22 protein-coding genes are annotated in these 21110 nt (G+C 63.7%); 4 read left to right on the top strand and 18 right to left on the bottom strand.

The annotated features are described in order from the left end of the window. Window positions 1-56 precede the first annotated feature (56 nt). The 4 genes from V6Z91_RS18515 (at window position 57) to V6Z91_RS18500 (ending at window position 4773) form a co-directional block, all read left to right on the top strand. Complete coding sequence (locus tag V6Z91_RS18515; RefSeq protein WP_338759394.1) at window positions 57-839, top strand: cupin domain-containing protein; 783 nt, start codon at window positions 57-59, stop codon at window positions 837-839. An 81-nt stretch (window positions 840-920) separates the two neighbouring features. Beyond that, window positions 921-1619 (top strand): response regulator transcription factor, encoded by a 699-nt coding sequence (locus V6Z91_RS18510; protein WP_338771923.1) that lies wholly within the window; start codon window positions 921-923, stop codon window positions 1617-1619. Next, entirely contained in the window at window positions 1603-3006 is a 1404-nt protein-coding gene (locus V6Z91_RS18505; protein WP_338759391.1) for a HAMP domain-containing sensor histidine kinase, read from the top strand. Before V6Z91_RS18510 ends, V6Z91_RS18505 begins: the two co-directional genes overlap by 17 nt. A 975-nt stretch (window positions 3007-3981) precedes the next feature. Next, window positions 3982-4773, top strand: coding sequence for a helix-turn-helix transcriptional regulator (locus V6Z91_RS18500; protein WP_338759388.1), 792 nt, complete (start codon window positions 3982-3984; stop codon window positions 4771-4773). A gap of 30 nt (window positions 4774-4803) precedes the next feature. On the opposite strand, the gene hpaR is transcribed toward V6Z91_RS18500, so the two are convergent. From hpaR to V6Z91_RS18410, 18 genes are all read right to left on the bottom strand, one after another. Then, a complete protein-coding gene (gene hpaR / locus V6Z91_RS18495) occupies window positions 4804-5298 on the bottom strand; it encodes a homoprotocatechuate degradation operon regulator HpaR (protein WP_338759385.1) in 495 nt (164 codons plus the stop codon). Window positions 5299-5607: 309 nt separating this feature from the next. Beyond that, complete coding sequence (locus V6Z91_RS18490) at window positions 5608-7062, bottom strand: NAD-dependent succinate-semialdehyde dehydrogenase (RefSeq protein ID WP_338759381.1); 1455 nt, start codon at window positions 7060-7062, stop codon at window positions 5608-5610. Window positions 7063-7079: 17 nt separating this feature from the next. Further along, window positions 7080-7874 carry an HpcH/HpaI aldolase/citrate lyase family protein gene (locus V6Z91_RS18485; protein ID WP_338759378.1) on the bottom strand — a complete coding sequence of 265 codons (795 nt, stop codon included), beginning with the start codon at window positions 7872-7874 and terminating at the stop codon, window positions 7080-7082. Between the two features lie 13 nt (window positions 7875-7887). Then, the gene (gene hpaH / locus V6Z91_RS18480) at window positions 7888-8691 is read right to left on the bottom strand and encodes a 2-oxo-hept-4-ene-1,7-dioate hydratase (protein ID WP_338759375.1); all 804 of its coding nucleotides are present in this window, start codon (window positions 8689-8691) and stop codon (window positions 7888-7890) included. Between the two features lie 17 nt (window positions 8692-8708). Continuing rightward, a complete protein-coding gene (locus V6Z91_RS18475; protein WP_338759372.1) occupies window positions 8709-9098 on the bottom strand; it encodes a 5-carboxymethyl-2-hydroxymuconate Delta-isomerase in 390 nt (129 codons plus the stop codon). 9 nt (window positions 9099-9107) lie between these two features. Then, window positions 9108-9956 (bottom strand): 3,4-dihydroxyphenylacetate 2,3-dioxygenase, encoded by an 849-nt coding sequence (gene hpaD, locus V6Z91_RS18470; RefSeq protein WP_338759370.1) that lies wholly within the window; start codon window positions 9954-9956, stop codon window positions 9108-9110. A 26-nt stretch (window positions 9957-9982) separates the two neighbouring features. Further along, window positions 9983-11446, bottom strand: a complete 1464-nt coding sequence (gene hpaE / locus V6Z91_RS18465; RefSeq protein ID WP_338759367.1) for a 5-carboxymethyl-2-hydroxymuconate semialdehyde dehydrogenase — start codon at window positions 11444-11446, stop codon at window positions 9983-9985. A 25-nt stretch (window positions 11447-11471) separates the two neighbouring features. After that, window positions 11472-12227 (bottom strand): fumarylacetoacetate hydrolase family protein, encoded by a 756-nt coding sequence (locus tag V6Z91_RS18460; protein WP_338759364.1) that lies wholly within the window; start codon window positions 12225-12227, stop codon window positions 11472-11474. After that, on the bottom strand, window positions 12224-12877 hold the full coding sequence (locus V6Z91_RS18455; RefSeq protein WP_338759361.1) for a fumarylacetoacetate hydrolase family protein: 654 nt from the start codon (window positions 12875-12877) through the stop codon (window positions 12224-12226). Before V6Z91_RS18455 ends, V6Z91_RS18460 begins: the two co-directional genes overlap by 4 nt. 236 nt (window positions 12878-13113) lie before the next feature. Then, entirely contained in the window at window positions 13114-14313 is a 1200-nt protein-coding gene (fdhA, locus tag V6Z91_RS18450; RefSeq protein WP_338759358.1) for a formaldehyde dehydrogenase, glutathione-independent, read from the bottom strand. 357 nt (window positions 14314-14670) lie between these two features. Next, the gene (locus V6Z91_RS18445) at window positions 14671-15471 is read right to left on the bottom strand and encodes a TorF family putative porin (protein WP_338759355.1); all 801 of its coding nucleotides are present in this window, start codon (window positions 15469-15471) and stop codon (window positions 14671-14673) included. Window positions 15472-15586: 115 nt separating this feature from the next. Beyond that, window positions 15587-17011 carry an aldehyde dehydrogenase family protein gene (locus V6Z91_RS18440; protein WP_338759353.1) on the bottom strand — a complete coding sequence of 475 codons (1425 nt, stop codon included), beginning with the start codon at window positions 17009-17011 and terminating at the stop codon, window positions 15587-15589. A gap of 82 nt (window positions 17012-17093) precedes the next feature. Then, window positions 17094-17666: a cytochrome C gene (locus tag V6Z91_RS18435; protein ID WP_338759350.1), complete on the bottom strand. Its 573-nt coding sequence runs from the start codon at window positions 17664-17666 to the stop codon at window positions 17094-17096. Next, complete coding sequence (locus V6Z91_RS18430; protein WP_338759347.1) at window positions 17663-18121, bottom strand: cytochrome c; 459 nt, start codon at window positions 18119-18121, stop codon at window positions 17663-17665. Before V6Z91_RS18430 ends, V6Z91_RS18435 begins: the two co-directional genes overlap by 4 nt. A gap of 2 nt (window positions 18122-18123) precedes the next feature. After that, window positions 18124-18660: a methylamine dehydrogenase light chain gene (locus V6Z91_RS18425; protein ID WP_338759345.1), complete on the bottom strand. Its 537-nt coding sequence runs from the start codon at window positions 18658-18660 to the stop codon at window positions 18124-18126. Window positions 18661-18673: 13 nt separating this feature from the next. Then, window positions 18674-19306, bottom strand: coding sequence for a thioredoxin-like domain-containing protein (locus tag V6Z91_RS18420; protein ID WP_338759343.1), 633 nt, complete (start codon window positions 19304-19306; stop codon window positions 18674-18676). 22 nt (window positions 19307-19328) lie between these two features. Then, the gene (locus tag V6Z91_RS18415; RefSeq protein WP_338759341.1) at window positions 19329-19877 is read right to left on the bottom strand and encodes a MauE/DoxX family redox-associated membrane protein; all 549 of its coding nucleotides are present in this window, start codon (window positions 19875-19877) and stop codon (window positions 19329-19331) included. Further along, on the bottom strand, window positions 19874-20998 hold the full coding sequence (locus V6Z91_RS18410; RefSeq protein ID WP_338759338.1) for an amine dehydrogenase large subunit: 1125 nt from the start codon (window positions 20996-20998) through the stop codon (window positions 19874-19876). The genes V6Z91_RS18415 and V6Z91_RS18410 overlap by 4 nt, the downstream gene beginning before the upstream one ends. Window positions 20999-21110: the final 112 nt, after the last annotated feature.

The following is a 21110-nucleotide window of genomic DNA, read 5'->3' as shown; positions in this document are numbered from 1 at the left end:
GGCGACGTGGACGGCACGGCCGCCACGCTCTCTTCCCTGACAATGAGGTTCTTGTGATGCCCTATTACCGTTACGCCGCCCTCACGCTGACCGCGGCCCTTGCCGCCGCGCCGCTGAGCGCACAAACCACCCCGGCCGCTCCCGCCAGCGGCAAGACGGTTCTCCAGCGCGCCGAACTTCCCGGCCAGCGCTATGTCGTCGAGGTCACGCGCGGGGTGCAGGCGGCCAATGCGCGCGCTTCGTTGCACTTACACCCGGGTATCGAGTCCGGGTACGTTATCCGCGGTGGCGGCGTGCTTCATGTTCAGGGCTTGCCCGACCGCACGGTTGGGCCGGGTGACACCGCCGTTATTCCACCGAATACCCCGCACTGGTTCACCAACGGTCCCGAACAGACCGAAATCGTGGCGACCTACGTCGTGGAGAATGGGAAGCCTGCGTCGCGCCGGCTGGACAAGGACGCGCCCGAACTGACAGCGCCGCCCCGCACGCTGGCCCCTTATACGACATCGCCGCCGGACAGCGGCAAGGCACCAGCCGTGCTGCAATCGGTTGCCTTCCCCGGAGAGGGGTATTACACGCGGATCACGCGCACCGAGGTGCCAGCGCAAGGCCGTTCGCCGCAGCATGTGCATCCGGGCACGGAAATCACCTATGTGCTCGCTGGCAGCCTTACTCTCGCGATCGCCGGGCAGCCCGAGCGGGAGCTGCGCACTGGCGACAGCTTCCTCGTCCCGGCCGGTACCGCGCATACGGTCGTCAACGGGGCTGGTCCCGCCGAGCTGCTGTCCACCTACGTGCTGGAAGAAGCGAAGCCCGTCATGGAGGTGCTGAACTGACGACCATCACTGCCGGCGGCGCCGGCAGTGTAAGATGCGATTACCATTTGACATAGCAACAATGGAGCAGCAGTGACCGGCTTGCGCATACTGGCCATCGAGGATGACCCCGTCACGGCGCGGGAGATCATCGACGAATTGCAGAAACGCGGCTACAGCGTCGACTGGGCGCGGGATGGCTCGGACGGGCTGGTGCGCGCCATGAGCGGGAACTACGACGCGATCACCCTGGATCGCATACTGCCTGGCGTGGACGGCCTGGTGATCATCAGGACCATGCGCGCAATGCGCGCATGGACGCCTGTAATGATACTCAGCGCATTGAGCCACGTGGACGAGCGCGTGTGCGGCCTGCGTGCCGGTGGCGACGATTACCTCGCCAAGCCGTTCGACCCGGAAGAACTCGCGGCGCGCCTGGAGGTTATGCTGCGCCGCGACGACGGCGCGACCCGCGAAAGCGCGACGCTTTCACTGGGGGCGCTAACGATGGACCTGATTGCACGCAAGCTTTTCTGCGACGGCAACGAGGTACTGGTGCTGCCGACCGAGTTTCGCATTCTTGAATTTCTGCTGCGCCATCCGGAACGGATCGTCACGCGCACCATGCTGGTCGAAGCCCTGTGGGGCTGCCACTTTGCTTCTGGAAGCAACTTGATCAACGCGCACATTGGCCGCCTTTGCCAGAGAATCGACTGGCCACGTGCCGGGCTGTCGCTGCGCACGGTCCGTGGCGTGGGCTACATGCTTCGCACCGGAGCGCCCGATGACCAGGCTGCTTGACGGACTGCGCACCGTTGGTGCGCGGCCACAATGGTCCACCACGGCATTCCGCTGGCTTTCGATCTATGCGCTCGGGTTCACATTCGTCGTCGTGATCTTGCTCGGCTGTGTCGGCTACAACGTGGCCGACAGCAGCCGCCGCGGGACCAACGTCATCATGCACTGGCAACGCTTGTCTTTCGATGTCGTCGACGACAGCGTGCTGGCCCCTACCCTCGACGCCATGCTCGAACAGGCGCGCCCCCATGTCGACCACTACGGCCTGTTCAGCCCGGAAGGACACCATCTTGCCGGTCAGATCCTGACCTTGCCGGCGGGCCTGGCGCCGGGGGCTGACGCCCGCATCCTGCGCAGCGGCCTGCAGCTTGCCGGCCAGGACGGGGCGCCAGTGGTGTACGCGTACGTGATGCGCCGTCCGGACGGCCGGCTGCTGGTGGTCGCGCGCGACATCACCCGCCTGCTGAGCATCCGCAGTACCGTATTCCATATCCTGATTGCAGTTGGCTCGCTGTGCCTGCTGGCGGGACTGGCCTGGGCCACACTGTTCTCGCGGCGCCAGCTCAGGCGCATCAACGAAACGCGCCGTATTACCGCGCTGATCGCTAGCGGCGACCTGAACCAGCGCCTGCCCGTCACGGGCAATGACGAACTAGCCATGCAAAGCCAGCTAATCAACCACATGCTGGTGCAGATCGAGCGCTTGATGGGCGAGGTCAAGGGAACCTGCGACGGTATCGCCTCCGACCTGCGCACGCCCCTGTCCCATGTCCGCGCGCTGCTGCGCGAATGCGCGACACGGGCGCACGCAATCGCAGACCCCGCTACTGCGCAGCTGATCGAGCAGGCCGGTGCCGAAACGGATGTATTGATGCAGCGATTTCACGCCATGCTGCGCATTTCGGAGATTGGAGCCCTGCAGCGGCGCGAAGGATTCAGCCCGGTCGACATCGACGCCTTGGTCGACGAGCTCACCGCGTTGTACGAACCTGTGGCTGAACAACGCGGCATTGCGTTGGCGCGGCAGGGACGCGCGCAAGGGCGGATACAGGGTGACCACGCGTTGCTGTTCGAAGCGTTCAGCAACCTGCTCGACAATGCCATCAAGTTCAGTCCGGAGCACGCGACCGTGGGCATTGCGCTGACCGAAGGCCGGCGCGGCCCGGTGCTCACGATCAGCGACCAGGGGCCGGGCATCGCAGCGGACCAGCGCACGGCCGTGCTGCAGCGCTTCTATCGGGCCCCGCAAACCCTGGATCGCGCCGGCTCGGGACTCGGGCTCAGTATCGTGGCGGCAGTGGTGCGGTTGCACGACTTCGAGCTGGTCATCGACAGTGCGCATCCAGGAGCAAGCATGAGCGTCGAGCTGTGGCCGCACATGCCGCGCTGATGGGGGACGAGGTCGGCGCCAGCGCGATCAAGACCCGCCCGGAGTGCTGGGCCACATATCAACGCGATTCGCGCGCCGGCAAGACTGATGGCGCCGACACGCAGGACCCCAGGCGTACCCTTGCCGGTCGCTACAACACACGCAAGTCCATCGATCACGGCAGATCGGCGCCACGCTGGATCAGCGTTTTGGAGACGGCGGCCTGCACGTGGCGGTCTACGGCGGCACCCGCCAAGTGATCCACTACCAGTCGTTCTCAAAAGCCTTCCAACTCCGGCGAGCCACTCCGGCGGCGTGATCGACTTCGAACGCGATTTCCAGGGCGTCGATGCCAACTGGCTCGACGTGCGCCGCCTTTGGCGACGCCGGCGACCAGCGTACCTGCCGAGATCGGCACCAAGGGCCCCATCGAGGCCGTTGCGAGCGGGAAGGTCCGCCTGGACGACCTCAACGTGGAGGAACCAGCCCCCGGCTACATGGTCTTCAACGCGGATGTGCAGTTCAGGCAGAAGCCCGGCGGCTGGCAGTTGCGCCAGCACGTGGGTCTTAACAACCTGCTCGACCGCCGGTATATCGGCGGTGATCGTCGGCGATACCAACAAGCGCTTCTACGAAGCTGCGCAGGGCCGCAACTGGATGGCCGGCATGCGCGCGCAATACGCTTTTCGATAGGTGTATGGACACTTACCGGCCTTGGTACTTGACCCCTCTACCTGCCGGTACGCCGCCTGGTTCGGGCACGGGCGCCATTTCGACGTACCTCATTCGCGGTACACATCACGGTCGACAAGGTGTCTATAATCGGTTAAACAAATAGCCGCTGAATGCTGCAGGCGGCAAGAAGGAGACGACAATGTATAGCTACAGTCTGTGCCATCCGGCACTACCCGACGTGCCGTCCCGAGACCGGACAGCACGCCCATTCTGGTGCATGAAAAATCCCGGCCTGCCTGCAACATGGGACGCCGCCGCCCAATGACTGACCAGGCAAAAATGTTCGCCGGGCTCGGACGCCTGATCGCAGCGGTCGGCCGGCAGGATTTCGCCGAGGCCGCCTTCGACTTGTCTCAGGAAGCCGTCGGTGCAGACCACCTGGTCGTCAGCTTGGTTGGCGGCAACGAAGTGCGCGGGCTCCTCACCCAGGGCCGGCTGGCGCCCCGCGTCGCCGATACGCTGAATCAGCGTTACCTGGAGCGCTACCACCTGCTGGACAACAGCTTGCCCTCGTTGTGGAATATTGCTAGCGAGCAAGCTGCGGTATACCCCTTTGATGGCCGTATGGACGCTTCTCCCGCATATAAGACCTTTTTCTTCGAACGTGCCGGATTGTGCGACAAACTGTCGATTGTCTGCCGACGCGGCGAAAACCTGCTGTGCTGCAACCTTTACCGGATGAGCGGGAGCGGCCGCTTCGACGAATCCGACCTGAGGCAGGCCTACCTGCTGGCCCAGCCCCTCGCGGCGGTAACGTGGCTGCACGCCGACAAGGTCGTGGTGCCACAAGCGCCGACGGAGCTGGTCCGCACCAACGCCGCGCCTGGCTGCGGCGCCGCGCTCCAATCGCTGTCGAAACGCGAGATGGAGGTATGCCGGCGCCTGCTGACGGGCGCCAGCAATGAAGGAGTCGCGCTCGATCTGGCGATCAGCATCCACACTGTGCGCACCTTGCGCAAGCGTATCTACAGGAAACTGGAAGTGGGCTCTGTGACCGATCTGTTCAGCAAATATCGCAACCTGATTCCGGCCAACGGCGCAGGGGTCGCCTGACAGGAATCGGCGCAGGCTCGCACAGGGCTCTCAGCCGCTCCTGCGCATGCGGGCGCCAGGACGCGTGACCACTGGCAGCGCCACAGGCGCCACCTTCCCCGGGCTGGCAAGAAAGGCATCGAGTGCCCGGTACAGGTCGCGCACGACACTTGTGCCGACCGCCGCTTCCAGGTTCGCATACTGGCGCTCGACGAATGGCGCAATCTCCTCGATGAGCGCGGCACTCTGCGAGGTCAGTGCGACCAGCATGCGACGTTGGTCGGTATCGAGACGAGTGCGCGTCACCAGCTTCGTTTCTTCCATGCGCGCCAAAACCCCGGCAAGGCTCGGCCCCAGTATGTGGCACGTTTCGCAGATCTGGGACTGCTCCATCGGCTCGCCGCTGTCACTGATTGCGCGCAGCACACGCCATTGCTGCTCGGTAAGGCCATAATGGTTCAGGATGCGCCGGAAATGGGCCATGGCCTTTTCACGGGCCTGTAACAGCAGCAGGGGAAGATTACGGTGTTGCAAAGATTTGTCCATACAAGTTCGCGTGGTTTTTCGTTGGCGGCGCAGCCCGCGGCGGTGCATGGGTGGCGGTACCGGGCCAGTGATTCCCTTACGCCGGCACGCGAATTCGCCAGTAGTCTTGGCCACCGGGCCTGCACGGTCCGCATGCTAGCATACCGGCCGCGATATTCAGGAACATATTACGGGTTCCAAGAATGACGAAGACGCCGTAGACAGTCAGGCCCAACGGCAGGAGACGTTTTGCAGCACGATGTGTGATCCCGCCCATGCAGCCGGCTTGCTGGCAACTACGGCGCCGTCCGGCACGGCGCATGCCACGCGCTACAGCCCGGCCATCGCCACGTACTTGAGCTCCATGTACTCCTCCATTCCATGCCGTGAACCCTCGCGGCCGATGCCGGACGACTTGACACCGCCAAACGGTGCAACCTCGGTCGAGATCAGGCCCGTGTTGACGCCGATCATGCCGTACTCGAGCTGGCGCGACACGCGCCAGGCGCGGGCATGGTTCTGCGTGTAGAAATACGCTGCCAGACCGTACTCGGTGTCGTTGGCCATGGCCACAGCCTCGGCCTCCTCCGTGAAGCGGAACAACGGCGCTACCGGGCCGAAGATTTCTTCCCGGGCTACCGCCATCGCTGACGTGATATCGGCCAGCACGGTCGGCTCGTACCAGTTGCCGCCCAGCGCATGGGGCCTGCCTCCGGCCAGCACGCGCGCCCCTTTGCCGAGTGCATCCGCGACCAGGGTCTGCACCTTGTCCATCGCCGCCGCGTCGATCAGCGGCCCGACCGTCACACCGTGCTCGCGACCGTCGCCGACCTGCAGCGTGCCAACAGCGGCGGCCAGCCTTTCCGCGAAGCGATCGTAGATGCCATCCTGGACCAGGAGGCGGTTGCTGCATACGCAGGTCTGCCCGGCATTGCGGTATTTGGAAGCCAGCGCGCCGGCCACGGCCGCATCCACATCGGCATCGTCGAAGACGATGAATGGCGCATTCCCGCCCAGCTCCAGCGACAGCTTCTTGACCGTGTCGGCACATTGCTTCATCAACAGGATGCCGATCGGCGTCGAGCCGGTAAAACTGAGCTTGCGCACGATCGGGCTGGACGACATGGCGCCGCCGATTTCCCTCGCCTCGCCGGTGACGACGCTGAACACGCCGGCCGGTACCCCGGCGCGCAGCGCCAGTTCGGCCAGGGCGAGGGCCGACAGAGGGGTTTGCTGTGCCGGCTTCAGGACGATAGTGCAGCCCGCGGCCAGCGCTGGGGCAACCTTGCGGGTGATCATCGCCGCAGGAAAATTCCAGGGCGTGATGGCGGCGCACACGCCGACCGGCTCGCGCGTCACGACCAGCTGACGGTCGCGCGAGGGCGACGGGATTACCTCGCCGTACGCGCGCCGCGCCTCTTCGGCAAACCATTCGATATAGGCGGCGGCGTAGGCGATTTCTCCCCTCGCCTCGGCCAGCGGCTTACCCTGCTCGGCCGTCATGATGGCCGCCAGGTCTTCCTGGTTCGCCTGCATCAGGTCGTACCAGCGCCGCAGGATGCCGGCGCGTTCGGCCGCCGTGGTGTCGCGCCAGGTCTGGAACGCGGCGTCGGCCGCAGCGATCGCACGCTCGGTCTCCTCCGCGCCGCAGTTCGGCACCTGGCCGACGATACTGGCGTCGGCCGGATTGGTCACAGCAACGGTCGTGCCGTTGTCCGCTCCCACCCATATCCCGCCGATCAGGCAGGCATGACGTAGCAGCGACGAATCTTTTAGTTCTAGCATGGATGTCCTTTGCAGTGTCAGTACGAAGCGCCGGACCCGGCCGCGCCTTCCTTGAACCGGGCCGCAAGGTCAACGGCGGCATTGCGCAGCAGTAGCGCATCGACGCCTACCAGCAGGAATCGGGCGCCCAGGTCCAGGTACCCTGCCGCGACGGCCGGATCTGCCGAGAACACGCCGGCCGCCTTGCCGGCTGCGGCGATCTGCTCGATTGCCCGTGCGACGGCCGCCCTCACTTCGGGGTGCCCCGGCTTGCCGAGGTGGCCCAGCGATGCGGCAAGATCCGACGGCCCGACGAAGACGGCGTCGACGCCGTCGACCTGCAGAATGCCTTCCAGGCCTTCGAGTGCTGCACGCGATTCGATCTGCACGACCAGGCACTGCTCGGCGTCCGCGTGCTCGAAATAGCTGCCGACGCCGTTCCAGCGGGCCGCGCGCGCCATTGCCGTCCCGACACCGCGCATGCCATGCGGCGGATAGCGCATGGCCCGTACCAGGGCGCGTGCCTGGTCGGCGCTTTCCACCATGGGCACCATCAGCGTCTGGGCGCCGGCGTCGAGCAATTGCTTGATGCGCGCGGCATCATGGTCCAGCGTCCGTACTACCGGGCTGACCGGGTAGGCGGCCAGGGCCTGTAGCTGCGCAATGATCGTGCGCAGGTCGTTGGGGCCGTGCTCGCCGTCGACCAGTACCCAGTCGAAGCCTGTCCCGGCGATCAGCTCCGCAATGGTGGCGTTGCCGAGGCCTAGGAACAGGCCGATCTGCTTCTCGCCGGCGGCAAGTGCGCGCTTGAAGGCGTTACGTGGCATGTCCATGTGCCATTGTTTCTTAAACGAAGCGCGCGCTGATCGCGCCCAGCGGTCCGTAGTCGAAGTGGAAGGTGTCGCCCTGACGCACCTTCACTGGGCGGGTAAAAGAACCGGCCAGGATCACCTGCCCCGGTTCCAGCGCCACGTCGAATGGAGCGAACTTCTTGGCCAGCCAGGCAATGCCATTGGCCGGATGGTTCAGCACGCCGGCGGCTACGCCGGTTTCCTCGATCACGCCGTTCCGGTACAGCAGGGCAGCGACCCAGCGAAGGTCGATGTCCAGCGGTCTGACTGGGCGCCCGCCCATGATGATGCCGACGTTGGCGGCGTTGTCGGAGATGGTGTCCATCACCTTGCGCGGACGCTTGGTCTCCGGATCGATGCGATGGCAGCGCGCGTCGATGATCTCGACGGCCGGAATCACGTAGTCGGTGGCCGACAGCACGTCGAGCATGCTGACGTTCTCGCCCGCCAGACGGTCCTTCAGGACAAAGGCGAGTTCTACTTCGACCATCGGATCGATGAAGCGTTCGCAGGGAATGTCGCTGCCATCCCGGTAGACCATGTCGTCGAGCAGCGTGCCGTAGTCGGGCTCGTCGATCTGCGAAGACATCTGCATCGCACGCGAGGTCAGGCCGATCTTGTGGCCAACGATACGGCGACCTTCCGCCAGTTTCAGCTTGATCCATTCGCGCTGGATCGCATACGCGTCGGCGATAGTGATCTCTGGATGGTCGAGCGAGATCTGGCGCACCGGCTGGCGGCTTTTTTCGGCTTCGTTCAGGCGGCGGGCAGCGGCTTCGGTAGTGATTTGGTCGAGCATGTCGATTCTTTCTGGTGTCACGCCTTGCGATAGCGCGCGTGGATATTGTTCTGTTTCCAGGTGCCGGCTTCGCTGAACTCGACGATCTCAAGCGAGAGCGCCAGTCCGCGATCAGCGTATAGGACTGCGAAGTGTTCGATCATCAAACCGAACAGCGCATCGCCCGTGCTCTTCCTGACAGCCTCGGAACGGCCGGCGCCAATCTTGAGCGTGCCATGCACGAACGCGTCGTCGGCACTGCCGTCGGCCACGCAGTAGTCCGCCAGGCGGATCGCGCGCGAGCGGATTCCGCCGACCGGGTAGATGCCGCCCTGGGCGATCAGGATTTCATTGGCCTTCTTGAGAAGCGCCGGAATCGCAGCGTTGTCGTAGATGTTGTCAGTGCATTCGAATGTCAGATGCGGCATGGCAGGTTCTCAAACCGGCAGGATGGCGTTGAGCTGGCCGGTGCCCGACGAGCCGAAATACGGCGTCACGATTTCGGCCTTGCCTTCGTAGGCGTCCCATCCGAGCACGCCCAGCAGCATTGCGGTGTCGTGCATCAGGCCTTCGCCGTGGCATTTCGTCGCGTACTCGGGAAGCATGCCGCAGAAGGCCTTCCAGTCGCCGCGCGTCCACATGTCGACCACGTGGCGGTCGGTCGTTTCCAGGAATGGGTCCCAGACCTTGTGCATGAACTGCTCGGTCACGCCGTTCTGGGCGAAGCGGTGCGACAGTGAGCCGCTGGCGAATACGGCGATGTTCCCGTCGTAGTCCTCCTCGATCGCCCGGCGCACGGCGCGCCCGAAATCGACACTGTCGTCAAGGTTGTGCGCCATGCACATCGCCGATACGGAGACGACCTTGAAGCGCTTGTCCTGGTTCATGTAGCGCATCGGCACCAGCGCGCCATATTCCAGGCCCAGACTCGTGTCATCATGGGCGCGGGTATGTACGCCCGCACTGCTCGCCTGCGCCGCGATCGCCTTGCCGAGTTCCGGATTGCCGAAGTAGGCATATGGCAGGTTCTTGATAAAGTGCGGCAATTCGTTGCTGGTGTAGATGCCTTCCCAGTACGGCGCGCAGTTGATGTGGTAACCGCTGTTGACCAGCCAGTGAGTGTCGAATACGACGATCGTGTCCACGTCCAGCTCCCGGCAGCGGCGCGCAATTTCGTGGTGTCCGTCGATCGCCGCCTGGCGGCAGCCCTTGTGCGGGCCATCCTGCTCGGACAGGTACATCGACGGAACGTGCGTGATCTTGGCGGCGAGTGCTAGTTTGCCCATGATGATCTCTGCTTTCCTTTGTTCGGTTAAACGCCCCAGCGTGGAATCGGATGGCTGCCGTAGGAGACGGCCACGTTCTTGGCTTCGCAAAATACGTCGTAGCTGTAGTGGTTGCCCTCGCGGCCGGTACCCGATGCCTTTACGCCGCCAAAGGGCTGGCGCAGGTCGCGCACGTTCTGACTGTTGACGAAGGTCATGCCTGCTTCGATCAACTTGGCCATGCGCATCACGCGGCCCGTGCTTTCGGTCCACAGGTAGGAGGACAACCCGTAGATAGTGTCATTGGCAATGCGGATGGCCTCCTCTTCGGTCTTGAACCGGATGATGCACGGCACGGGGCCGAAGATCTCGTCCTGGGCAATCCTCATGCGGTTGTCAACGTCGGCGAACACCGCTGGCTGCACCCAGTTGCCGCCCTTGAGGTGGACCGGCAGGTCGGGCGCACCGCCGCCGTAGACGAGCGTCGCGCCTTCGCGCCGGCCCAGCTCGATGTAGCTCGTCACCTTGTCCCAGTGGCCCCGGTTAATCAGGGGACCGATGATCGAGTCCGGATCCATCGGGTCTCCCACCTTCAGGCGCGCCGCGCGGCCTGCGAAGTCCGCCACGAACCTGTCGTAGATCCTGTCCTGCACTAGGATCCGCGAGCCGGCCGTGCAACGCTGGCCGTTGTTCGAGAAGATCATGAAAAGTGCCGCATCCAGCGCACGCTCGTAGTCGGCGTCCTCGAAGATGATGAAGGGTGACTTCCCGCCGAGCTCCATCGAGAATTTCTTGAGGCCGGCGGTCTTGACGATGCGGTTGCCGGTGGCGGTCGAGCCTGTAAACGAGATGGCGCGCACGTCCGGGTGCGCTGTCAGCGGTTCCCCGGCAGTGTTGCCGAAGCCGTGGACGATGTTGAACACGCCCGGCGGGATACCCGCTTCGAGCACCAGCTCGCCCAGGCGGTTCGTGGTCAGCGGCGACAATTCCGACATCTTCATGACCGCGGTGTTGCCGAGGGCTAGACAAGGCGCCGTCTTCCATGTGGCGGTCATGAAAGGCACGTTCCAGGGCGAGACCAGCGCGCACACGCCGACCGGCTGCCACAACGTGTAGTTCAGGTGGCCGGTATCGGAATCGTAGGTCTCGCCATGCTGGTGCTGGGCAAGTTCGGCAAAATAGTGGAAGTTGTCGGCCGCGCGGGGGATGAGCGCCTTCTTCGTCTGGCCAATCACCTGGCCGCAGTCGCGCGTTTCCATCTCGGCCAGCTCGGCAACGTTAGCGGCGATCAGGTCGCCGAGCTTGTGCATCAGGCGCGCACGCTCCTTGACCGGTGTCGCGGCCCAGCCGGGGAATGCAGCCCTGGCGGCGGCAACGGCTTGGTTGACTTCGTCCTGGCCGCCGCTGGCCACGGTGGCGAGCACTTCGCCGGTAGCAGGGTTGATGGTTTCGAACGCATCCTTGCTGTCGACCCGGCGGCCGTTGATCAGGTGTTGTACATGGTTGGTCATGGTGTCCTCTCGTATCCGTTCGTTTTCATTGAAAGGCGGCCTCGCCTGCCAAGGTATTGACCAGCGTGCCGACGCCTTCGATCTCGGTTTCGACGACATCGCCCGGCTCGACGTTGGCCAGACCCTCCGGGGTGCCGGTCAGGATCACGTCGCCCGGGTTGAGCGTCATGAATGACGACAGGTAGGCGATCAGGGTCGGTATGTCGAAGATCATGTCGGCGGTCGTGCCCTCCTGGGTGGGCTTGCCGTTGATCCGGGTGTACAGCTTCAGGGCCATCGGATCGGCGATGTCGTCGCGGTCGACCAGCCAGGGTCCCAGCGGCGTGCAGCCGTCGCGGTTTTTCACGCGCAGATTCGGCCGGTAGTAGTTCTCCAGGTAGTCTCGGATCGCGTAGTCGTTGGCGACGGTGTAGCCGCGCACCAGTTCGTAGGCGCGTTCCTTCGGCACTTGGTATCCCTGCTTGCCGATCACCACGGCCAGCTCGCACTCGTAGTGCATGTAGGCGGCATCTTTTGGGCGGCAGGTCACGGCGCGGTGGCCGACCACCGTGTTCGGGCCCTTCAGGAATACCAATGGCACCTCCGGCGGCTTGAATGCGAGCTCCCGTGCATGGTCCGCGTAATTCAGGCCGAGTGCAAACACAGTGCCGACCTCCACCGGAGGCAGCCAGGTTACCCGGGTTTCGTCCAGCAGGCGGCCGTCGGCCAGGCGAACCCGGCCGTCCGGCGCTGCGGTCACATTGTGAATCGCGCCTTGCCAGGCGATGCGTCCATGTTTCATCTTGCTTCTCCTTGGATCGAAAACTCCAGCGTGCCCAGCGCGCCGGCGACGACACGCACGCGACTGCCCAGCCTGGCACGCGGCGCGGCGTAGCGCACGCCAACCAGCAGCACATCCCCGGTGCGCAGCGTCATGAACCCGGACACGTCGGCCAGCAGTTGCGCGGGGTCGCGCACCAGGCTCGCCAGCGACCAGCGGTCGGCGGGCACGCCATCGATCTCGATGTTCAGCTCAAGGGACGACAAGTCGCACAATGGCCGGATATCGCTGACCGGCAGCGCGCCGTCGAAGCATTTCTCGCGGATAGCGGGGCGGTAATAGCTGCCGTGCGGTAGGCTCAGATCGGCGGCCAGCACCAAGCCTGCAAGTGACTTCAGGGCGTCGTCTGGCGCCAGCCCTGCCCCCGATCGGCCCATGACCAGGCCGACCGTGGCACCAACCTCGACCGATTCAGCACCGGCGGGCAGGCGCACCGCGGCGCCATTCGCGACCCGCGTGCCGGCTGGCTTGATATACAGGACCGGCGCCCCCGGTGAGCCCTTGTAGGGCGCTTCGTCGAGATTGCCGATCGCCTTTAGCGAAGCCGTATCGTTCAATACCACGCCGTATACGGCATTGGTTGGCGAGATTGTCGTTTGGATGATTGACATGATTTTCTAAGTCTCCCGGGAAGTTCAATAACATGTTAATCATTAACATATTAAGTAGTCAACCGGTTTTTGCCGGATTTCCGCGCCAGGGGTGGCAGACGCCGGCGGCTGAGATACCTTCCGCTTCACAGGGACTCGCATGGCCGGCATTGCTGGCACGACCCCCCGCGGGCACCACGAGCGCGCGTCCGCAATCGCTCCGGCCGCCGCGTGTTGGCGCTGACGTTCTGCCCGCTTCAGGCTGCGCTGAGCATGTGATGCGGGTCGATGACGAACTTCTTCGCCACGCCCGCGTCGAACTCCCCATAGCCCTGCGGTGCCTGGTCCAGGCTGATCACCTGCACGTTGACGATTTCAGCGACATTGATGCGGTCCCACAGGATCGCCTGCATCAGCGCGCGGTTGTACTTCATCACCGGGGTCTGGCCGGTATGGAAGCTGTGCGACTTGGCCCAGCCCAGGCCCAGGCGGATCGACAGGCTGCCGCTCTTCGCGGCCGTATCGACCGCGCCCGGATCATCGGTCACGTACAGGCCCGGAATGCCGATCTTGCCCGCAGCGCGGGTGATCTCCATCAGCGAATTGAGCACCGTGGCCGGCGCTTCGTGCTGCGCGCCCGCATGGCCGTGTCCACGCGCCTCGAAACCGACGCAATCGATCGCGCAATCGACTTCTGGCGTGCCGAGGATCTGCGCGATCTGCTCGCCCAGTGAAGCATCCTGCGACAGGTCGACAGTCTCGAAGCCCACGGCCCTGGCGTGCGCGAGGCGGGCCGGGTTGACGTCGCCGACGATCGTCACGGCCGCGCCCAGCAGGCGTGCCGAGGCCGCCGCCGCCATGCCGACAGGGCCAGCGCCGGCGATATACACGGTGCTGCCCGGACCGACGCCTGCCGTCACCGCGCCGTGGTAGCCGGTCGGCAGGATATCGGACAGGCAAGTAAGGTCGCGGATCTTGACCATCGCCCGGTCGCGATCCGGGAACTTGAGCAGGTTGAAGTCGGCATAAGGCACCATCACGAATTCGGACTGCCCGCCGATCCAGCCGCCCATGTCGACATAGCCGTAGGCGCCGCCCGCGCGCGAGGGGTTCACGCTCAGGCACACGCCGGTATGCTGTTCCTTGCACGTGCGGCAGCGGCCGCAGGCGACGTTGAACGGCACCGAGACCAGGTCGCCGATCCGCAGCGTTTCCACGTCGCGGCCTACCTCGAGGACTTCGCCGGTAATCTCATGGCCGAGCACCAGGCCGGTCTGGGCAGTGGTACGGCCGCGCACCATGTGCTGGTCCGAGCCGCAGATATTGGTCGATACCACGCGCAGGATCACGCCATGCTCGATCTTCCTGCCGTTCGGATCTTCCAGCTTCGGAAAGGGAATCCCCTGCACTTCGACCTTGCCTTGGCCGATATATACTACGCCACGGTTCTCTGCCATCTTGTCTCCTATTTGAATTGCGGATTTTGCTGGGTCGGACGCGTGCCGGACACCAGTCATCGCATCGGACCGATATCAGGTATCCGTGCGGGGAGACCTCGGCGGCTGAAGTGCTGGACGCGACGGAGGTGACACCGAAGCGAGCAAAAGCTTCTTCGTTTCACGGTAGTCTCCGAATCATGGTGGTTCGGCGCGCTCTTCGGGGAATTCATTTCGCGCTGCATGCGAATAATAGGGAAACCGGATTGCGGTCTCGATACCCCAAATGAGGTACATCGAAGCGCTCGAGCGGCAACAATGCAGATTGGGCAACTCACGCTAACCGGCCTTGACAAATGCCGGGGCAATTCGACAGGGTCAATACAGCCTGCTGAGCGACATGCTCAAACGCGCCTTCCCAAGGTCGCGTATATCTTTCTCATCGAGGTTCGAACGAGTGGTGCCGAACAATGCGGTGTTGGTGTTCCTGGCCACCTGCACCGAACCGGCCCATCGCCGGTCGAATGTCTTTTTGATGGAAATTGCGTAATCCTTGGCCACAGGGCTGATGCCGATGGGGCTGGAGTTGAAGTTCTGGCGTCCCGCGTGCAGTGCAAGGACAAAGCCGGTTTGCGCGAGTGGAACATCAGCATTGATTTCCAAATAGACCGCACCTTTGGTTTTGCCGGAGAAACCGGTTTTCTCGTTAAATCCCAGCAAATCCGTTAGTGTGCGTGAGTATTTTGCGCTCACCCACTTATAGCCGGCGAACACGTTTATTTCGCTGGTGTCATAGGCCTGGTCAGGCCTGTCGCCCCAGCGCATCTGGTTCCAGTTTCCACCAGGGAAATATATAGCAATGACGCTCGCACCATAACTCGCATGGTCATTGAGCGTGTTCCTGTAACCCAGCGTAGTGTCAATTTCCGCATGAGTTCCCGCGATGACTTTTTCGCTGACCGTCGACGCCCACAGGGTTGCGAAGACACCGGACGTGTGCTGGTATTCAAGACTTCCCTGCAGCGCAGGACGATGCCAAGTCTGTGATACCCCGCGAAAGGTGTAGTCGGATACCAGTGAAGCACTCCCTGTGAACTGGTGTGGCGATGCCTGCTCGCTGGCGAAAGCGCTGCAAGCGAGACTGGGCAGGATGAGCATCGATGCGATTTTTTTTTTCATAGCGTTACTTTGTCGGTTGTCGTGAACGCGACGTGCCCTGCTCGTGCAATGAAATCTGCGTACCCAAGCCAAGCCAGGTCGCTTGGGTTCACGACCAGAACTGGTAGGAATGACGTCAGGATTTGCTGATCTTGACCGTCTGAATGGAGGTGAACTCGGCAAGGCCATGCTTGCCGAACTCGACGCCGATACCCGACTGCTTGACGCCGCCGAACGGCGCATTCGGCTGCACCGCACCATGCTCGTTAATCCACACGGTGCCGCATTCCAGGCGGCGCGCCACGGCGAGCGCGGCTGCGGAGTCGGTCGACCACACGGAGCCGCCCAGGCCATTTGGGTTATCGTTGGCCAGGCGGATTGCCTCGTCCACATCGCTATAGCGGACGACAGGCAGGATCGGTCCGAACTGTTCTTCGTCCACCAGACGGCTGCCGTTGGTCAGTCCCGCCACGATGGTCGGCTCGAAGAAGAAGCCCTTGCTCTCGAGCGGCTTGCCGCCTGCAAGGATGTGGCCGCCAGCTTCGCGCGCATCGACTGCTAGCGCGTTGACGATGTCGAGCTGGGCACGGTTCTGCACGGGGCCCAGGTCAACGCCGGCGTCCAGGCCGTTGCCGACTTTGGCGTTACGCGCCAGCCGTGCCAGCTCCTCGCACATGGCCTCGTACTGGCTGTCGTGCACGTACAGGCGCTTGAGGCAGGCGCAGGTCTGGCCGTTGTTGTGAAATCCCGCGCCGAAGAGTTTCGGCGCGACCGCCTTGACGTCTACGTCCGGCAGTACAATGCCGGCGTCATTGCCGCCCAGCTCCAACGTCAGGCGCTTCAGCGTGGCCGAAGCGCCCGACATGATCTGCTTGCCGGTGCGGGTCGAGCCGGTGAAGACGATCTTGTTAACGTCGGGATGCCCGGTCAATGCCGCACCGACGGTGGCGGCGCCGTTAACCACGTTCAGCACACCTGGTGGCAGGATGGCATTGGCTAGTTCGACAAAGCGGCTGACCGCCACCGGTGAATACTCGGAAGGCTTGATTACCACCGTGTTCCCTGCGCGTAGGGCCGGGATTACGTGCCAGATCGAGATCATCAACGGCCAGTTCCAGGGCGTGATGGATGCGACCACGCCTAGCGGCTTGCGATGCACCTCCACCCTTGCCTGCTCGTCGTCCTGCACCAGCTCCGGCTCCAGCGGGATGTCTGCGGTGAAGTGGGTCCAGGCGATCGCGCCGGCCAGCTCCATGCCGGCGCCCACATCGTTCAGGCCTCGCAAGGGCTTGCCGGTCTCGCAGGTCACCAGCTCCATCAGTTCGGGCGTGTGCGAATCCAGCGCGCTACCCAACGCGTGCAGCAGGCGGCTGCGTTCCGCGTCCGGGGTAGCGCTCCAGGCCGGAAACGCGGCGCGGGCGGCCGCCACGGCCACGTCCGCGAGCGCGGCGTCGGCCGCATGCACCTGTGCGAACGGCTCGCCTAGCGCCGGGTTAATGACCGCGATGGTACTTCCGGTCTCGACAGCCTTGCCGCCGATGATCATTGGGTACGATTTCATTATCCACTCCTGTTGCATTGCTGTCGTACAAGGTCGATGCTACCGGCCCGGGAGAACTTGCTAATAGGCAATTTCGCCTGCATCAAGGCGGCTTGGGAAAGCCGGCTGCGATCGCGCCGCGCACCGCCGTCACGTCGAGCGGTGGGTTGGCGCGATAGCCGCTGACCTCCTCTGCGGTGTAGGGCTTGAAGTCAGGCGGAAGCGTCGTCGGCGAAAATTCGCGCAATTGCCAGTTGGTCAGCGCAGCAAGTTCGGCATCGGTGATCTGCGAATTGCGTGCTCCTGGCGCCTGGATAAGGAATGCGCGGCCGGCAGGAGTGCGCTGGAAATGACCCAGGGTGCCACGCATGTCCGGCACCCCGGATGCTGGCACGCCGCTGCCGTCGAGCTGGTGGCAGCCGGCGCAGTACAGCCGATGCATCGCACGCACCTTGACCACGTCGAGTGTCTGCGTCGTCGCAGTCTTTGCCGGGCCCGTTGGATGTAACGGCAGCGCCATCGCGTAGCGCCCGGTCGGTGGCTGCGCGGCACTCTCCTGAACGCGGACCGTCGTCTCGTCCGCGGCGGCAGGAACTACGCTCAGTGCACACCAAAGTACGGCCGTAATGCACACTTGAGCGCGACGGTATCGGACACGCTGCGCCATCATGTTCATTGCCCCAGCGTCTGTTTGCGCAGGGTGCGCAATTCGGCCACCTTGACCAGCTTCGCGCGTAGGGCGGCCACCTCGGCGGCCGTGACCGCCGCCTGCTCCTTCAGGCCATTAAAGTCCTGCGCCAAATGACTGCTCACCGCGGCGATCTCGTCGTCGCTGAGCCGGTTCTGGGTGGGCATGACGCCGTTGAACGGACCATCGTCGGTGATGAGCGGGCCATGCATCCCGGCCAGCAGCACCCCCGGAACATAGGCGCGCGCCTTGACCAGCCTGGCCATCATGGGGCCCTTGAGCGGCGGCGCGAGGCTTGGGGCGCCCTGCCCTTCGCTCTGGTGGCACATCGCGCAGCTCGACTGGTACAGCTGCGCCCCATTGACTTGCTGGGCCTGGCCCGGCCCCACGGCCGTCAGGAGACAGGCGATTGCGACGGCGCGACATGTCGACAGGTTCACCATGTTCAAGCCTCCGCAATGCCGACCACGGAGGCCGTGGTGCAGTGAAACATCGAATTATCGTTACTCATGCACCAGTTGATATCGTTATGCAGCCCCAAGGAGTAGCCCGGCCGCTCGCGGATATTGGTATTGCACATGCACTTGCCGCACGAGGTCTTGCCGCAGCAGTCGTTGTAGCTGACCAAGTAGTCCTTTCCGTCCTTGGGGTTATGGCAAGTACCGACCCAGCTGACCTTGGAGGCATTGGTACCTGGCGGACACTGGGTCAGCGAACCGCCGCAGCAGGAGCACAGGAAGCCGTCGATAGCGCAGTAGCGCCAGTATTCGCAGGCGGTTGGATCGTTCATCGCTTTGTTCAGATCGGCCTTTCCGCCGCCATGGGGCGATGCATGGGCACTGCGGTCGAACGGCAGCACCGGAAGAATGAAGGCGGTGCCGACCAGCGCGCGGCTGATCCGGTTAAGTGCGTGCCGACGCGATACGGTTTGGGCCAGCTTTCGGCTCTGGTGCTCGGCGAGTTTGTCGAACCACTTGAACATTGTTGTCTACTCCTTAGTGATGATGACCGTGCGTGTGGGCATGGCCATGGTGCTCGTGGGCTGAAGGCACCATGAACTCCTGTATCGACGCGACACCCAGCTCCTGGGCGGTGAGCAGGCTATCGAGCTGTTCACGAGAATTAATCAGGCCCTTGGCGCTGACCTTGCCGTCCGGTCCGATCAGCACGGCGTATGGCAGCCGCGAAACGCGGTAGCTCATGCCGAGCGGCTCCGACAGCACGTAGGAGAAGTCTGTCAGTCCGTAGTCGCGACGGAACGCCTGGTGTTCCACCACGTTGCCGTCGCTGGCCAGCACCATGCGCAGCCAGCCGCTTTCCTGGTGCCGCAACGACTTAAGTACCGGCAGCAGCTTCTTGCACACCGGGCAGGATGGCGACAGGAAGAACACCAGCGTGCTGACGCCGGACACGCCGGGCAGTAGCAGGCTTTCCTGGTCCATAGTGCGCAGCACCATGGCAGGCGCCGGTTCCCCAACTTTCGGTCCCGAGTCGGTTACCAGGGCACCCATCGGCGCGACCCGTTCGAACAGCACGCCAACCTGACGCGCCAGCGCAATCACCATCGCCACTAGCGCAAGCACGGCGCACCACAACAAACTATTAGATATCAGCAATGCAGTTTCCATTTCGTCCCTCCTTATATCTATTTCAGTCCAGCACGCGCTGCGGCGGCAGGTTGGCCAAGGTCTGATTGAAGGCCGTGTAGACTCCCATCAGGGCGATCGCTCCGGCATTGACCGTGAACCAGTCCACCCAGCTCATCGCGCGCATCGGCGCATCGTTGCTAGCGGCAAGCAATCCCAGCGCGGCAGCCAGTGTTGCCAAGGCTGCGTTGCGGCCAACCAGTGCCCAGCGAATCACCTGGGCGCCGTCGGGTGCGCCGCAACCGCAATCGACGGTGTCGCGCCCCTGGCGCAGATTCCATGCCATGGACGCGCCATACAGCGCCAGTAGCAGCGCCGATGCGGCGGCCGCCGCGGGGCGCGTACGCGCATCCAGCCAGCTTGCCGCAACCGCCGCTTCCACTGCGGGCAGTAGGACAGCGGCGACGCGTGTCAGTGGGCGCGGCAAGACGCGATAGTCCGCCACCTGCTGCTCGAACAGGCGCCACGCCCCTATCTTGTGCATGGCCGCGATACCGAACAGCAACGCGAAGAAGGCACCCGGCAGCAACGTCAATACCGGATCGGCGCTCATGGCGCCTCCAGCTGGAGCGGCGCTGAGCCGACCGGATCGCTGACGAATACCTGGCGCATCGATGCCAGCGCGTAGCCGACGACCTGGTTGGTGACACCGTCGAGCGCGTATAGATGGTCCGGACCGGACTTGGCAACCTGCAGGGCGATCGCATTTCGCGACTTGGTGCGCGCCAGCCGCTTGCCCGTGCCCAGGTCGACGCTCCATATCTCCTTGGCGGGAAACTTGTGGGTCCCCTCCTGTCCCTTGGGATGCATGCCGACGTAGACGCGCTTGCGCCTTTCATCGATGGTGAACGCTTGGTAGCCGCCCGGACGCCATCCCTGCTTGCGGTCGGCGTCCGTCACGAACGACAGCGACTGCTCGACAACCGGGGTGGCGCCCCGCAGATCGACGCGATGCAGCTTGCCGTGAAAGGACAGGAAGTAGTAGCGCTGCTCGAAGGTAGGGCCTGGCACGTAGACCGGGTCGCTGGTGGCGTCGAAGAACTTATCCGACACCCTGCGCTCGGTCACCTTCCCAACAGCGTCGAGGGTGACAGTGGCAAGCTTGCCATCGCCGCACAGCGTCGAGATCCGCAGCGCCTCGGTCTGCGACGGGTAGATTCCGTAGCAGCCCGGGGTCGGCACTTCCGCTACCACCTTGTTGTCCTGCTGCACGTCCAGTACGGTGATCGAGCTGGCTGGCGTGGCATTCTGCACGAACAGATAGCGACCGTCATGTGAAGTCAGCGCAAGGTTCTGCATGAATGCCGCCTGCGCCTTTTTGTTGGGCAACGCGCCATCGCCCGTCATCCGCAGACTATCGGCGTCATACACCTCCATCGTGTCATGACGCTCACCGTGCGTATGACGCGTCATGTAGGTGGTAGCGATGTAAACGCGTTTGCGATCAGGCGAAATGGCAAACTGGCCGCCCATGCCGGAATCGATCACCCCGACGTATTTTCCGTTGCGGCCATCCAGAATGTGTACACGGCTATCGGGAAGGCTGGCGATCGAAAAGTCGCCCACATAGACGCGTGGCATATCGGCCGGCAGCGATACGCCATTCTTCAGGCGTTCTGGTTCAAACTCCTGTGCCATCGCATGGCCGGCGGACAATGCGATGTACGTGGTCAATACCGCACTAGCGTGTCTCCGCGCAGCGGGGCCGCGCCTGGTCCTATTTGTCCAAGTCATTATCATTCCCATCGATTGTTATCTGGTCGCCACTCGACGTCATGGCATGAGC

Origin of the sequence: Massilia sp. METH4, assembly GCF_037094685.1 — a bacterium.
In the GTDB taxonomy this organism is placed as follows: Bacteria; Pseudomonadota; Gammaproteobacteria; order Burkholderiales; family Burkholderiaceae_D; genus Rugamonas.
Note: the sequence above shows the minus strand (reverse complement) of the source record. Positions and strands in the feature narration are given on the sequence as shown.